Below are 13,679 nucleotides of genomic sequence, written 5' to 3'. Positions count from 1 at the left end.
CCGTTTCGAGTCTCAGATTTAGCCAGGTCCGGAGGGGGACGATGAAGACTTCTGCGGGATGAACATGATCGGTGAGATCCCGCAGGGCTGTTAAGCCCGAGGAAGCTCAGCACATGCCCGCGAAAAGCGAAATCGTCCCCCGCAGGACCAAATTCTCACAAAAGTCTCGAAACTAAGTCTTCATGAAACGGGAGCTTTAGTTGAAGAGTACCGGGATGATATAAGGGGGGTAAACGTTTTAAAAGTGACAAAAAGGATATTATACATAGTAGAACACTTTTAAAAGGGGATTGAGACGATGACTAAACATGTAGAAGCTTATTTTAGAACGGAAAACGATGCAGAAAGCGCAAAATCATCTTTGCAAAAGTATAATATTGAACAAGAAGCCGTTGAACCTATCCCGGAAGAAGTGGATCTAACGCCAATCGTTCCTGCAAGTGGATCGGCGAATACCGGCGGAGGAACATTTAACTTTACAGATGTAATCACTCCCAATAAAGACAAGGATGCAATGGCTGATAAACGCCATCTTACTCATGTGCTCAATTTCAAAATTCCAGAAGAAAATTATGACGAAGCACTGAAAGTAATCGTAGAGCATGATGGACATATGGAGCAGTCGAAGCTGTAAATGAACAGATTTTAAATGATATCTCAACAGGACTCTCCCTCGTAGGAGGGTCTTTTATATGTGAGTTGATTTTCTTAGTTCCGTTGAGCAATCGTTTTTGGCAGCCTTTGAATGGGATGCTTTAACTTACTAGGCTTACTTAGAAGTAAACCAGCTCTTAACCGTAGATAAAAAACCGGAATCTTTAGCTTTCTCTTCTGGTTTTTCCTCCTTTTCAGGAACAAAGATATCTTCTATATCCACAGCGTAATCGTACGTTAATACCGCACCAAGATCTGAGTCTGCATTCTGATTCATAACATTCGTGTAGGGGATCTTATATTTAGCTGCTAACTTCTTTTCTTCCTTCATAAATCTCGAAGCTACGTGACCGTTTAGTAAAAGTTTGGTCTCTGGATGCTGTTGCATAGCTTTCTCTAGTTCTTTAAGAGATAGATCCTGCATCAGTTGTCCCTTCGTGAGCGCCAGGACTACGCGCTCTCTAATTGTACCTAAGAACCGTTTACGTTCAGAGGGTCTGATTTGCTTTTTACCATATATGCCTTCTTGTAATTTATCTTCTATTTCTTTATTGCTCATGCTGCCACCTTCTTTCCTTATCATTACTATGTCCATTTTAAAACAAACTCTTTCCTCACGCATCTGCGAAGTCCCTAAATAAAGAGAAGTGTTAGAAAAAGCCCCGGTACTTTTTAAAAGTGCTAGATCGTATATTTGTTGGTATCTAAGAATAATTAAAAAGCGATGCCGCAACAGGCATCGCTTTTTTACATATACATACTGGCAAGAAAAATACCGATCGTTTCCTGATAGATTTCATCGAACTGACTGAGAGGGAGGGGGTTAACACCTTCACCCAGTTCCACAGTAAAGCCTGGCTGCCGGTACACTTTTACAAACCAGTCTTTGTATCCTGCGTAACTGTCCACGTAACGAATGGGTTCATATCCACTGACACGACCGAATTCATTAACGATCGTCATAGCTCTTGGCGGTTCAAGTCCTTCATACCCCCAGTAAATAACCTCACCCTGAGTATGGAATGCTAACATTTTTTCAAATAATCGTTCTCCTGCAAGTTCAGCCATGGCGATTGCTTCAGGCTCTGTTAATGGCTGGTATCCAGGGAAATCCCTGAATGCTGGTTCTTTTGGTTTTCTCGCTGCTTCCACATCCCATTTAGCAGGATATTGATTGTTTAAATCCACTCCACGTATGTTCGCTTTCCACCCTGAGAAATCTGTACTCCCCTGATTGATTCTAAGAGCTTCCTGACCAAATTCGCCTTCAGGAGGGCCATTTAGGACCAGGTTAACTCCATCCGGATCCACCATCGGAACAATGGATAAGGTGACTTGATCATAAAAAGGACCAACATCCAGACCGCGAATCGATTCTTTGTTCGTTAAAGCTAATAAATAATCATTTAAAAATTGCATGATTACAGCGGTAGTAATCCATTCGTTCCCATGAAAAGACCCGTTCCAGTGAACAATTTTCGATCCTCGTCCAATTTGAAGTTCATCCAAATTCTTTCCCATTACGCTCTGACCGATGGTTTCATTGCGAATGAACGGATAAATTTCTAATAGTTCATTCAAGTGTCCGGTCAAAACCTGATAGTCGTAAGCCTGATTTCCATCCACTACCCGGTAGGTAACTTTTACAGGAATTCGTATAGATTGTCCGATTTGCAGCTGTCTCGGATTAACAGTCGGATTCAGTAAAGCTAACGAGTCGACAGCGATACGTCTTTCGGTAGCAATTTTCCAAAATGTATCATTCGCTTGAATCTTATAAGAACTTACTTGGTAGCCTGGGATTTTAATGATCTGACCGATAACTAAGGCAGAAGGGTTTACTTGTGGATTGGAATCTATAATCAGTTTTAATGGTACATTAAATAAATTAGAGTAGTACCAGAGCGTATCCCCGCTTCTCACGTTTATATCCATGGTAGGACCTCCTAAGCACGGTAATCTTTTTACTACTATATGGGAAGGAAGGGAGGTGCATGAAGCTATTTAGAAATTAATCATATGAATACATAGGTTCATGAGCTGTAATTAAGTCTTTTGCCCTGTTATTAAAATTCCATGATTAACCACCAGGGGTCTGGTGGTACATATACCCAAGAGGGTTTTTTAATTTAAAAGGAGGTAGAAAAATGGAACAGACAGAAACAAATCAACAAGTACAAATGCCGAGAATTGGAGATGACGCGCCAGCTTTTAATGCGGCAACCAGTCAAGGAAACATCTCGTTGGAAGATTATAAAGGCAAGTGGCTTGTCCTATTTTCTCATCCATCAGATTTTACCCCGGTTTGTACAACAGAGTTTGTGGGGCTTCAGGAAATCTATCCTGAATTAAAAGAAATGAACACAGAACTGCTGGGATTAAGCGTTGATAGTGTTCCATCCCATATTGCCTGGATTAGAAGTATCGAAGAAAACTTTAATACGAACATTGAATTTCCTGTTATTGCCGATCTTGATAAACAAGTAGCTATGAAATACGGTATGATTATGCCAGGCGAAAGTCAGGTAGAAACAAGTCGTGCTGTATTTGTCATTGACGATAAACAGAAGATCAGGTCTATCATTTATTATCCACTGACGACCGGAAGAAACATGCAGGAAATCCTGCGTCTCGTGAAAGCTCTACAGACGACAGATGAACACGGTGTATCCACTCCTGCTAACTGGCAGGAAGGAGATAAAGCAGTGGTTTCACCTCCGAAATCGCAAGAAGAAGCAGCGAAACGTGCCGAGGAAGAAGGCATTGAATATATCGACTGGTATATTTCTAAAAAAGACGTATAATCGGGGAAGCAGGCTGTCTAGCGGACAGCCTGTTCTTTTTTATGGCTTTGCTTTAAAGTTATGGTGAATTTTAAAAAGGCTTATTACAGAATCGGGTCGTTTAGTTGAAGATTCAGTTTCGAGGTAATACGGGTCCGTTACGATATTTCAAGAAGGGCTGGTGAGGAAATAACTCGTCTTGTTCCATCACCCAGAGACTCGAGACATAAGCCGAGCATCAACGGACGGAAAAACCACCATCCTTTTGTAGCTCGGCTTATGCTGTTGGTGTCTTTTGGGGTGATTCCACATTAGAACACTTTCCTATGGCCCTACACGACGTAGGATCGATCGACGTTGCCACAGGATGTGGCGATTTTAGTCGATCCTCCTCTTTACCATGAGCTTAGTCGCTCGTTTCACTCCCTGCGGGATCTCACCTAGTTCCTTCTCCCATGGGAGTCTCGCTATTTCCCCACTAACCCACCTTTATTACGAATAGCGGCCCCACGGATAGAGAGGATTTTTCTCTTCCTTAACCTACTAGAAATGCTTATATATCAGGCTATCCTGCTTAGGTCCAGCCTAAAAAATGTACACGTCCATGTGTTTATTTCTTCTCAAATGGGTGAAGAATGAAGCCTTTTCAAGTTTCTGATCCGGCTAGGTCCGGAGGGGGACTATGTAGACTCCTGTGGGATGAACATGATCGGTAAGATCCCGGAAGGCGAAGCCTGAGGAAGCTTACCACATGCCCACGGAAAGCGAAATCGTCCCCCGGAGGACCTTCCACTCAAAATATCTCGAAACTGAGTCTTCAAGTAACGGGAGCTTAAACGTAATACTAACAATGAGGTTAATCAGAGCTTTTTCAAACTTAATTTCACTAAAAGGGCTCATAAATCATAGGTTTCAGGTACAATAATAGAAGAAGGTTATAATAGGAAGAAGTGATCGTAATGAAGGAAACATTTGAACAACTAGGGGTACGGAAAGAGTTTATTGATAAATTAACGCAAGAAGGTATTGGGGCTCCCACTCCTATCCAGCAAGAAGCGATTCCCGCTTTAATGGATGGACGCGACGTGATTGCTCAAGCGCAGACAGGAACAGGGAAAACCTTTGCATTTCTATTGCCAATTTTACAGAATATCCGTGTAGAGGAGGCCACCGTACAGGCAGTGATTGTCACGCCTACACGGGAGCTTGCGCTTCAGATTACGGAAGAAGTACGAAAGTTAAAGACAGAGGATATGCATGTGCTGGCTGTTTATGGCGGTCAGGACGTAGCCAAACAGGCTCATAAGCTGGATGGACAAGCACATATTGTCATTGCAACACCAGGGAGAATGCTTGACCATTTACGGAGGGGAACGATTTCTCTTGAAGCGGTGAAATACATGGTTCTCGATGAAGCGGATCAGATGCTTGAAGCAGGCTTTCTGCCAGATGTACAGGATATCTTAAGCCAGACACCTGAAACAAAACAAATCATGTTATTCTCGGCGACTATCACAACTCAGGTCAATCAGCTGGGCAAGAAAATTCTCAAGGATCCAAGAAGAATTACGGTGCAGGAAAAGACTGTAACATTAGAGGGAATTAAACAGCTGGTCTATGAAACAACCGACCGTGCCAAGCAGGATACATTGATTGAAATTATGCAGGAACACCGCCCTTTCCTTGCTTTGATATTCTGCCGGACTAAACGTAGAGCAAGGAAGTTGAATGATGCCTTGTTAAGCCATGGGTTTGAAGCAGATGAACTTCATGGCGATTTATCGCAGGCGAAACGGGAGAAAGTCATGAAGCGGTTCCGTGATGCAAAGATTCAATATCTAGTAGCAACCGATGTAGCCGCCCGCGGTCTTGATGTGGAAGGGATCACGCACGTGTTCAATTACGACATCCCGCAGGACCCTGAGAGTTATATTCACCGGATTGGCCGTACCGGAAGAGCTGGAGGGAAGGGGCTTGCAATTACGTTTGCTGCTCCAAAGGATCGCCAGGCTCTGCAATCGATTGAAAAGAGTATTAAACAGAAAATAGAACGCCGTTCCCTTGCCAATTTATCCCCAGGTAAGGAAAAAGAATCTAAATCAGAACCACCAAAGAAAAAAACAAAACGCTCTCAAAGACGAAGATAGCAGGAGATCCGCTCTTTCCACAGGAGGAGCGGATCTTTTTTTTGCTAAAAATAGGTCTTAAGACTATTCCGTTGAGCCTCCCTCTGAAATATGATACATTAAACATGTAATCCCGAGTTTGTTGATAGGGATTATAAAGATTAGGGGATGGAAGAAAGATGGGCGTAGAATTTGTCGACCTATTTAACCAATGGGCGAGTTCATATGATGATACAGTGTCTGGAAATGATCCAGAATATAAAGAAGTTTTTGAGGGTTATGAGGATATGCTGGAACTTCTGGCCGGTCTCTCCATTTCTCCGGTTATGGAATTCGGTATAGGGACAGCTAATTTGACTCGTAAAATGATCGGACAGAATAAAGTTGTTATTGGTATTGAACCATCATCCGAAATGCGGAGGATTGCCAACTTGAAGTGTCCGGAAGCAGCCATTTTTGATGGAGATTTTCTTAATTATCCTCAGTTGATAACACCTATTCAGTCCATTGTCAGTTCTTTTGCCTTTCATCATTTAACAACCAGTGAAAAAATAGAAGCAATTCAGAAATTTAATGATAAACTGGAAAGTAAAGGTCAGATTATTTTTATAGATACTCTTTTTAAGGATGAAACTCATAAACAAGCATTAATTAAAAATGCGGAAAAATCCGGTCACTTGAATCTGGCGCAGGATTTACAGGAAGAGTATTACGGGTATCTCGATGAGTTGAAGGAAATGTTTTCCAATCAAGGATTTGAGGTATCATTTAAACAAATGAATAAATACGCCTGGTTGATTCAGGCAAAAAAAGGAGAATGATTTATGACACAGATGAACGTAGAAAGCTTTAACCTGGATCATACGAAAGTGAAAGCTCCTTATATCCGTCTTGTCGGTGTAACCGAAGGAGATAAAGGTGACAAGATCTACAAATATGATATCCGTGTAAAACAGCCTAACCAGGAGCATATGGATATGCCGGCTCTTCATTCCCTTGAACACCTGATGGCTGAAAACAGCCGTAATCATCACGACCGTATTATCGATATCGGTCCAATGGGCTGCCAGACAGGATTTTATCTTGCTGTACTAAATGATGACAGCTATGAAAATATCCTTCAGGTTGTAGAAAACACGCTGAATGACGTACTGGAAGCTAAAGAAGTTCCGGCCTGCAATGAAGTGCAATGCGGATTCGCAGCGAGTCACAGCTTAGAAGGTGCACAAGAGCTTGCGCGCGAATTGCTTAACAAACGTGATGAATGGACGGAAGTTTTTTAATAAACGAAGGGTGAGAGTTTGATGAGTTATGTCAGGAATGTTCAATCGTTAATCGGTCACACACCGATGATCGAGCTTACTCACTCGGACATCCCGAATCAAGCCCGTATTTTTGCTAAGCTTGAATTCATGAACCCAGGCGGTAGTATAAAAGACCGTCTGGGTTTAAAACTGATTGAGGACGCCTTGAATAAAGGAATGCTTAAACCGGGCGGCACGATTATTGAAGCCACCGCAGGTAACACAGGTATAGGAGTTGCCCTTGCTGCTGTAGGAAAAGGATACCGCGTTGTGTTTGTCACCCCTGAAAAGTTCAGTCAGGAGAAACAGACACTTATGAGAGCGCTCGGCGCAGAAGTGATCAACACTCCCACTGAAGAAGGGATGCGCGGAGCCATCAAAAAAGCGGATGAATTGGTTGACGAAATTCCTGATTCATTCAGCCTGCAGCAATTTAATAATCAAGCAAATCCAGATGCATACTACGAAACGTTAGGACCTGAGATATACACAGATTTGAATGGAGAAATTGACATTTTCCTTGCTGGTGCTGGAACAGGGGGAACCTTTATGGGTACTTCCCGCTATTTAAAAGAGCAGAATCCAGCGATCAAGACAGTAATTGTCGAACCAGAAGGCTCCGTCATTAATGGAGGGAAGGCCGGTCCGCACGATACAGAAGGGATTGGCATGGAATTCCTGCCTTTTTATATGGACACCTCTTATTTTGATGCTATTCATACGATTCCGGATTCCATTGCCTTTCAACGTGTAAAGGAACTGGCATTAAATGAAGGACTGCTTGTAGCCAGTTCATCCGGAGCAGCTTTTGAAGCGGCTTTGCGTGAAGCGGAGCAAGCTGAACCTGGTGCCAGAATTGTAACGGTCTTTCCGGACAGCAGTGAACGATACTTAAGCCAAGGGATATATGAGGAGTGAAGTTATGAGAAAGAAAACGCAATTAATTCACGGTGGTATTACAGGAGATGAAAAGACCGGTGCAGTTTCTGTACCGATTTATCAAGTCAGTACCTATGCGCAGGATGGAGTAGGAAAGCATCGGGGATATGAGTATTCCAGGACCGGCAATCCGACTCGTTTTGCCCTTGAAGAATTAATTAAAGAAATTGAAGGCGGCTACGCAGGCTTTGCCTTTGGGTCTGGAATGGCGGCAATTACCGCTGTACTTATGACCTTTAAGCAGGGAGATCATATCATCTTTACGGATGATGTGTACGGCGGAACGTACCGCCTCGTTTCCCAAGTAATTACCCGCTTTGGTCTCGAAGCAAGCTTTGTAGATACCAGTGACTCCAAAAATATTGAAGCAGCGATGACCGAGCGCACGAAAGCGTTATATGTGGAGACGCCGACGAATCCTTTGTTAAAAATAACAGATCTTAAGAAAACTTCTGAGCTTGCTAAAGCTCATAATTTAACCTTTATCGTGGATAATACATTTAGCACGCCTTACTGGCAGAATCCAATTGATTTTGGAGCAGACATCGTTCTGCACAGTGCAACGAAATACCTGGGCGGACATAGTGACGTAGTCGCCGGACTGGTTGTTGTGAACTCTGAACAATTAGCAGAAGAGGTTCACTTCGTACTAAACTCCTCCGGTGGTATTCTCGGACCGCAGGATGCCTGGCTGCTTATGCGTGGTATTAAAACATTGGGAGTCCGTATGGAAGAAATTGAAGAAAACACGCGTGCATTCGTTGAATTTTTACAAGGACTTCCAGAGGTGACAAACATTTACTATCCAGGTCTTACAGAGCACGTTGGTCATGACGTTCATCAGAATCAGGCGCGCGGAAACGGCGGAATGATCTCTTTTGACGTAGGAAGCGGGGAAAAAGCAGATAAAGTACTGCAGAATGTCCGCTATTTCACCCTTGCTGAAAGTCTTGGAGCAGTCGAAAGCTTAATTTCCGTACCGGCTAAAATGACACATGCTTCTATTCCAGAAGTGCGCCGGGGCGAGCTTGGTATAACCGAGGGGCTTGTCCGTGTGTCCATCGGTCTTGAAGATATTGAAGATTTAAAAGAAGATTTTCTTGAAGCTTTACGTAAATAATTTTGAAAAGCGCAACCCTTTGGGGATGCGCTTTTTTTATGTATTGTTCTGAGATAAAGATAAGTATAGACCAGTTCGAGTAGAGCAAGATGCAAAGTGACTTAACGACGCAATTGAGGCAGCTGACGACACGATAGAGTTAACCCAATGATTGGGTAATGTCTTGGAGGATATGATTCACTTTTCATGACCCAGAGTCGTCCAGTACCCAGGAAAACAAACAGGTTTTTGTGAAAATCAATAAGGAAATTTACCAGAACACTCTTTGTATAGAGACCTGTTCGTAAGCCACACTAAGAAGGACTATGAAGCAGGAGTGGAAAGTATGGATTACGAACACTATAAAAAACAATTAGAAGAAAGACAGATGGAAATAGAGACCCGTTTATTGGAAAAGAACTCATTGGGAATAGAGCGCGGCTTTGCCAGTGATATGGCTTCAGGTGAGCTTTCCCAGTATGATAATCATCCGGCGGATTCTGGAAGCGAATTGTATGAAAGAGAAAAAGATATTGCTCTTTTAGGACACTTAAAAGAAGAGCTCTCGGATATTGAGTATTCCCTTAACCAAATGAAAGCAGGAAAATACGGCATCTGTGAAAAAACAGGGAAGCTGATTCCAAAAGAACGACTGGAAGCACTTCCGACTGCACGCACTGTTTCTCAAGCGTCATCCAATCAGGAAATGTCTAAAGATCGCCCCGTTGAAGAAGAGGTTCTTGAAGATCTCGAGGCGAATTACGGAACGCAATCCGATGATCCTGAATATAATGAGCAGAATGCTTATGAACAGGTTGCTTCCTTTAACCAGAGCAGCATGACTTACGATGGTTCATCTTTAATGGACAATCAGGATGGAACTGGGTATGTAGAAGAATTTGAGCCTTTTGTATCTACTGATATGCATGGATACACGGGAGCTGATCGTGTGACGTTTGAACGCAATGTTCATTATGACAAGTACATGAACGACATAGATGAAGCAGAAGCGGAACGATCAGAGGATTAAGAAAAGGAGGGAAGGTCCCATGGCCTTTCCTCCTTTTGTTTAAAAATAGCTCCCGGATATTGATCTTTTATTTCATTTATTGGAGTATAGGGTCGGATAGTAGAAACTCGATTTCGAGATAAAATTGGGTTCGTTACCATATGAGGAGGCTCCGCGCAGAAGAGGTTCGACTAAGACCGCCACGTCGTGTGGCAACGTCGAACGACCCTGCATCGTGCAGGGCCGGGAAGCGAAATCGTCCCCCGAAGGACCTTCTTTCTAACAAATATCTCGAAACTGAGTCTAGCTTATCTGAAAAATCAGCATTGTATATAATAGAAACTTTCGTTTAGAAAACGAGAAAAAGGGAGCTTCCGCTTAGGGGAAGCTCCCTTTTATACACAAATTTAGTAGCCGACTTCAATGGAAGTATTGACCATGTACATTTGATCGTTTTTATCGTCCTTATCTTCAAGAACAATGCCGCTCGTGGTTTTCATGCCGCCATCCATAATTTCAATAGTTACTTCACCATATGGGATTGCCTTTTTCACTTCTTCGTGATCCAGCTGATCATGATCGCAAGGAAGAGCAAGCTTCACATTCGTTTTCATATTATCAAGCGATTTTTCGGGCAGAGCCTCACGTATGCCTGGCATAGAATTTGTGTGGATCGCATTTTTAACCGCACGTACGGCGGCTTTTGTAATGTTTTGACCATGAACATCAATTCCCATTCCTGTTTGAACGAATAACATTTGATCCATGATTGATACCACCTTTCTTACAAAGTGTTTATCACATATTCAAAATTTGAAACCTTTACCAATTAAAGTTTTTTAAATGTCCGATTACTATTCGAAAGATGGGGAGGCGGAGAATTGTTGAAAAAAATCATGCATGAATTTTCCAAATCAAGTTGACACACTATTTCGAATATCTGTATAATCTAATACTATAATTAAAACATAGTAAGTTTATAGGAATTATTGTGTTAGGGGGCCGCCATGTTTTTACAGATCAATGATGTGAGTAAAACGTTCGACGATAAAAACCAGGGAAGCTTTGAAGTGTTTTCTGGAATCGATTTAAATATAGAACAAAATCAGTTTGTATCCCTGCTTGGTCCCTCCGGCTGTGGAAAGTCTACTCTTCTTTCCATGGTGGCAGGTCTTGAAAGTGTTTCAGCTGGTTCGATTGTATTGGAAGGTCAGGAAATCAAGAAGGCAGGAACTGACAGGGGCATGATTTTTCAGCAGGCCTCCCTTTTTCCATGGCTGAATGTCAAAGAGAATGTGATGTTCCCTTTGAAAAGCATGGGATCTAAAAAAGATGCAGAAGAGAAGGCGGATCGTTTTCTACAAATGGTTCATTTGAGCCGTTTTAAGGAGCATTATACTCATGAACTGTCCGGAGGCATGCAGCAGCGAGTGGCTATCGCAAGAGCTCTTGCTATGGACCCGAAAGTGCTGCTCATGGATGAACCGTTCGGAGCGCTTGATGAGCAGACACGTCACATTCTTCATGAAGAATTGATGAAGATCTGGGAAGAAACGAAGAAGACCATTCTTTTTGTGACTCACAGTATACAAGAAGCCATTAAGCTGTCTGACCGCGTAATCGTTATGGGAACACGACCGGGTAAGATCATAGCTGATTTCAATATTGATCTGCCGAGGCCAAGAAGACGCGATGACCCTCAAGTCATTGAGCTAGAGAAAAAGGTGATGGGTCTCCTGGAAGTAGAAATTAATAAAGTCCTGAAGGAAGAGCTTAGTTATGAAAGTCATTCTTAAAAGAATTCTATTTTTACTCGCAGTTATAGGAATTTGGCAGTTAGTCTATTCATTAGGGGTTTATGAGAAAATCGTCTTCCCCGGCCCTTTACAGGTAGGGCAGGCGCTGATCACAGGATTTACAACTGGAGATTTTCTAAATGCTCTGGGTGCAAGTTTCAGGCACTTATTCAGTGGACTTTCTCTCGCTATCGTGTTCGGAACCATCCTTGGTGTGATCCTTGGTAAATCAAAGCAGGCCGATGAAACAGCTGGGATGTATTTGATTGCTTTGCAAAGTATCCCAAGTATTGTTTGGGTGCCGCTTGCGATCATGCTATTCGGTTTTTCAGAGTTCGCCGTTGTATTCGTCGTGGTATTGGGCGGAACTTTTGTCATGGCACTGAATGTCCGTTCTGCCATTCATAGTGTCCCACCGCAGCTGGTAAGAGCAGCGAGAACAATGGGAACCAATGGACTTTCACTCTTTTTCCGAGTGGAAATTCCATCAAGTATTCCTTATTTCATGTCCGGTCTGCGTCTGGCCTGGGCTTTCAGCTGGCGTGCATTAATGGCCGGAGAGTTATTAAGTAACGGTCCTGGGCTTGGCTATTCCTTACGCTATGCGCAGGATTATGCCCGAATGGATCAAGTTATAGGAATTATTATCATCATTGGCGTTATTGGAGCTGTCGTTGATCAGCTTGTTTTTTCAAAATTAGAGAAGAATGTAATGAAACGCTGGGGTTTATTAAAAACATAGAGAAGAGAGGGGTAAAGAAATATGAAAAAATTATTTTCTGTTTTCACGTTACTAACATTAAGTCTGATCCTTGCTGCATGTGGTGGAGAGGAATCATCGAATGCGAGCGGAGAAGGTGATGGTGAGGGCAATGGCAATAAAGAAATCACCATAGGCTACTTCCCGAATATTAACCACGTAGCCGGCATGGTTGCGGAAGAAAAAGATTTGTACTCAGAAACACTGCCTGATGGAACAAAAGTGAACTATCAATACTTCCCGGATGGTTCAGCTTTCATGACGGCTCTTGAGACCGGCGATATCCAGGGCGGTCTGGTTGGTCCAGGTCCAGCGATGAACCACTTTACAAGCGGTGCAAAAATTAATGTCGTAGCAGCTGGTTCAACTGGAGGCACGGTTATTATGGCTAGAAACGGTGCAGATATTACCACTCCGGAAGATATGCCTGGAAAAACGTTTATCTCTCCGCGTGTAGGATGTACCCATGACGTTCAATTCGAAACGATGATGAAAGAAGAGTATGGCATCACCTCAAGCCGTATTGACGGTCAAATGAAGCACGTAACAGGTAAACCAGCCACGTATGCGAGCTTATTTGAAAGCGGCAAAGTCGATGTAGCAACTGTACCGGAACCATGGGCTTCCTCCATTGAAGAAGAAGGAACTGGAAAAGTTCTTGTAGATACACCAAATGTAGCTTTTGGAGAAACTCTTCCTGCAGCGGTGTTTGTAACTTCTCAGGATCTTGTTAAGAATAACCCGGATATGGTCGATAATCTTGTAGAAGCTCATAAAAAAGCCACGACATTTATTCAAGACAACCCAGATGAAGCGAAATCAATTGCCAGTAAAAAAATCAAAGAAATTACTGATCAGGAGCTTTCTCAATCTGTGATAGATAATGCCTGGGAACGTATCGACTTCACGTATGAAGTAGAAGAAAAAACACTTCAGGATTTTGCTAATTCATCCTATGAACTTGGTTTCCTTGAAGAAAAACCAAATCTGGAAGGACTTGTCGACACAAGTTTTCTTGATTAATGAATCACATATAGAACCGGAATCCAATTGGATTCCGGTTTTTTGAATGGTTAAAAAAATGGCTACCCTGAAAATAATTACAGCTTTAAGACCGCACTAAATAAAGGGGATCTTATTACTTTTTTTAAAATCCCTGAATCACTTTGATATTTATTTTATTATTCTTCTCTAAGCCGACTGTGGCGA

14 protein-coding genes are annotated in these 13,679 nt (G+C 42.5%); 11 read left to right on the top strand and 3 right to left on the bottom strand.

All coding sequences use genetic code 11. The annotated features are described in order from the left end of the window. Positions 1-298 precede the first annotated feature (298 nt). Complete coding sequence (locus tag WAM07_RS07910) at positions 299-634, top strand: hypothetical protein (RefSeq protein ID WP_422165945.1); 336 nt, start codon at positions 299-301, stop codon at positions 632-634. Between the two features lie 135 nt (positions 635-769). Here WAM07_RS07910 and WAM07_RS07905 read toward each other — a convergent pair whose 3' ends face one another. Together WAM07_RS07905 and WAM07_RS07900 are read right to left on the bottom strand one after the other, a co-directional pair. Further along, positions 770-1,213: a YueI family protein gene (locus WAM07_RS07905; protein ID WP_422165944.1), complete on the bottom strand. Its 444-nt coding sequence runs from the start codon at positions 1,211-1,213 to the stop codon at positions 770-772. A 188-nt stretch (positions 1,214-1,401) separates the two neighbouring features. Further along, the gene (locus tag WAM07_RS07900; RefSeq protein WP_422165943.1) at positions 1,402-2,589 is read right to left on the bottom strand and encodes a M14 family metallopeptidase; all 1,188 of its coding nucleotides are present in this window, start codon (positions 2,587-2,589) and stop codon (positions 1,402-1,404) included. 212 nt (positions 2,590-2,801) lie between these two features. On the opposite strand from WAM07_RS07900, the gene WAM07_RS07895 reads away from it, so the two are divergent. From WAM07_RS07895 to WAM07_RS07865, 7 genes are all read left to right on the top strand, one after another. Further along, positions 2,802-3,458, top strand: coding sequence for a peroxiredoxin (locus WAM07_RS07895; RefSeq protein WP_014642282.1), 657 nt, complete (start codon positions 2,802-2,804; stop codon positions 3,456-3,458). A 938-nt stretch (positions 3,459-4,396) separates the two neighbouring features. Beyond that, positions 4,397-5,584: a DEAD/DEAH box helicase gene (locus tag WAM07_RS07890; RefSeq protein WP_422165942.1), complete on the top strand. Its 1,188-nt coding sequence runs from the start codon at positions 4,397-4,399 to the stop codon at positions 5,582-5,584. A 158-nt stretch (positions 5,585-5,742) separates the two neighbouring features. Next, positions 5,743-6,384, top strand: coding sequence for a methyltransferase domain-containing protein (locus WAM07_RS07885; protein WP_422165941.1), 642 nt, complete (start codon positions 5,743-5,745; stop codon positions 6,382-6,384). Positions 6,385-6,387: 3 nt separating this feature from the next. After that, complete coding sequence (locus WAM07_RS07880; RefSeq protein WP_422165940.1) at positions 6,388-6,846, top strand: S-ribosylhomocysteine lyase; 459 nt, start codon at positions 6,388-6,390, stop codon at positions 6,844-6,846. Positions 6,847-6,867: 21 nt separating this feature from the next. Then, a complete protein-coding gene (locus WAM07_RS07875; protein ID WP_422165939.1) occupies positions 6,868-7,785 on the top strand; it encodes a PLP-dependent cysteine synthase family protein in 918 nt (305 codons plus the stop codon). 4 nt (positions 7,786-7,789) lie between these two features. Beyond that, positions 7,790-8,926: a bifunctional cystathionine gamma-lyase/homocysteine desulfhydrase gene (locus WAM07_RS07870; protein WP_422165938.1), complete on the top strand. Its 1,137-nt coding sequence runs from the start codon at positions 7,790-7,792 to the stop codon at positions 8,924-8,926. Between the two features lie 325 nt (positions 8,927-9,251). Beyond that, on the top strand, positions 9,252-9,935 hold the full coding sequence (locus WAM07_RS07865; protein ID WP_422165937.1) for a TraR/DksA C4-type zinc finger protein: 684 nt from the start codon (positions 9,252-9,254) through the stop codon (positions 9,933-9,935). A gap of 386 nt (positions 9,936-10,321) precedes the next feature. On the opposite strand, the gene WAM07_RS07860 is transcribed toward WAM07_RS07865, so the two are convergent. Continuing rightward, positions 10,322-10,681, bottom strand: coding sequence for a Lin0512 family protein (locus WAM07_RS07860; RefSeq protein ID WP_422165936.1), 360 nt, complete (start codon positions 10,679-10,681; stop codon positions 10,322-10,324). 240 nt (positions 10,682-10,921) lie between these two features. Here WAM07_RS07860 and WAM07_RS07855 point away from each other — a divergent pair, with 240 nt between their 5' ends. Genes WAM07_RS07855 through WAM07_RS07845 form a run of 3 tightly spaced genes read left to right on the top strand, consistent with a single transcriptional unit; the run spans position 10,922 to position 13,493 of the window. Continuing rightward, positions 10,922-11,710: an ABC transporter ATP-binding protein gene (locus WAM07_RS07855; protein ID WP_422165935.1), complete on the top strand. Its 789-nt coding sequence runs from the start codon at positions 10,922-10,924 to the stop codon at positions 11,708-11,710. Then, complete coding sequence (locus WAM07_RS07850; RefSeq protein ID WP_422165934.1) at positions 11,694-12,452, top strand: ABC transporter permease; 759 nt, start codon at positions 11,694-11,696, stop codon at positions 12,450-12,452. The genes WAM07_RS07855 and WAM07_RS07850 overlap by 17 nt, the downstream gene beginning before the upstream one ends. Before the next feature lie 21 nt (positions 12,453-12,473). Then, the gene (locus WAM07_RS07845; RefSeq protein ID WP_422165933.1) at positions 12,474-13,493 is read left to right on the top strand and encodes an aliphatic sulfonate ABC transporter substrate-binding protein; all 1,020 of its coding nucleotides are present in this window, start codon (positions 12,474-12,476) and stop codon (positions 13,491-13,493) included. Positions 13,494-13,679: the final 186 nt, after the last annotated feature.

Source organism: Halobacillus sp. (genome assembly GCF_049282395.1).
Lineage (GTDB): Bacteria > Bacillota > Bacilli > Bacillales > Halobacillaceae > Halobacillus.
Note: the sequence above shows the minus strand (reverse complement) of the source record. Positions and strands in the feature narration are given on the sequence as shown.

Excerpts from the sequence above, each read along its gene's own strand:
- WAM07_RS07900 (WP_422165943.1), bottom strand. The coding sequence starts at position 2,589 with ATGGATATAAACGTGAGAAGCGGGGATACGCTCTGGTACTACTCTAAT.
- WAM07_RS07895 (WP_014642282.1), top strand. The coding sequence starts at position 2,802 with ATGGAACAGACAGAAACAAATCAACAAGTACAAATGCCGAGAATTGGA.
- WAM07_RS07870 (WP_422165938.1), top strand. The coding sequence starts at position 7,790 with ATGAGAAAGAAAACGCAATTAATTCACGGTGGTATTACAGGAGATGAA.
- WAM07_RS07910 (WP_422165945.1), top strand. The coding sequence starts at position 299 with ATGACTAAACATGTAGAAGCTTATTTTAGAACGGAAAACGATGCAGAA.
- WAM07_RS07865 (WP_422165937.1), top strand. The coding sequence starts at position 9,252 with ATGGATTACGAACACTATAAAAAACAATTAGAAGAAAGACAGATGGAA.
- WAM07_RS07905 (WP_422165944.1), bottom strand. The coding sequence starts at position 1,213 with ATGAGCAATAAAGAAATAGAAGATAAATTACAAGAAGGCATATATGGT.
- WAM07_RS07880 (WP_422165940.1), top strand. The coding sequence starts at position 6,388 with ATGACACAGATGAACGTAGAAAGCTTTAACCTGGATCATACGAAAGTG.
- WAM07_RS07885 (WP_422165941.1), top strand. The coding sequence starts at position 5,743 with ATGGGCGTAGAATTTGTCGACCTATTTAACCAATGGGCGAGTTCATAT.
- WAM07_RS07875 (WP_422165939.1), top strand. The coding sequence starts at position 6,868 with ATGAGTTATGTCAGGAATGTTCAATCGTTAATCGGTCACACACCGATG.
- WAM07_RS07890 (WP_422165942.1), top strand. The coding sequence starts at position 4,397 with ATGAAGGAAACATTTGAACAACTAGGGGTACGGAAAGAGTTTATTGAT.
- WAM07_RS07850 (WP_422165934.1), top strand. The coding sequence starts at position 11,694 with ATGAAAGTCATTCTTAAAAGAATTCTATTTTTACTCGCAGTTATAGGA.
- WAM07_RS07855 (WP_422165935.1), top strand. The coding sequence starts at position 10,922 with ATGTTTTTACAGATCAATGATGTGAGTAAAACGTTCGACGATAAAAAC.
- WAM07_RS07860 (WP_422165936.1), bottom strand. The coding sequence starts at position 10,681 with ATGGATCAAATGTTATTCGTTCAAACAGGAATGGGAATTGATGTTCAT.
- WAM07_RS07845 (WP_422165933.1), top strand. The coding sequence starts at position 12,474 with ATGAAAAAATTATTTTCTGTTTTCACGTTACTAACATTAAGTCTGATC.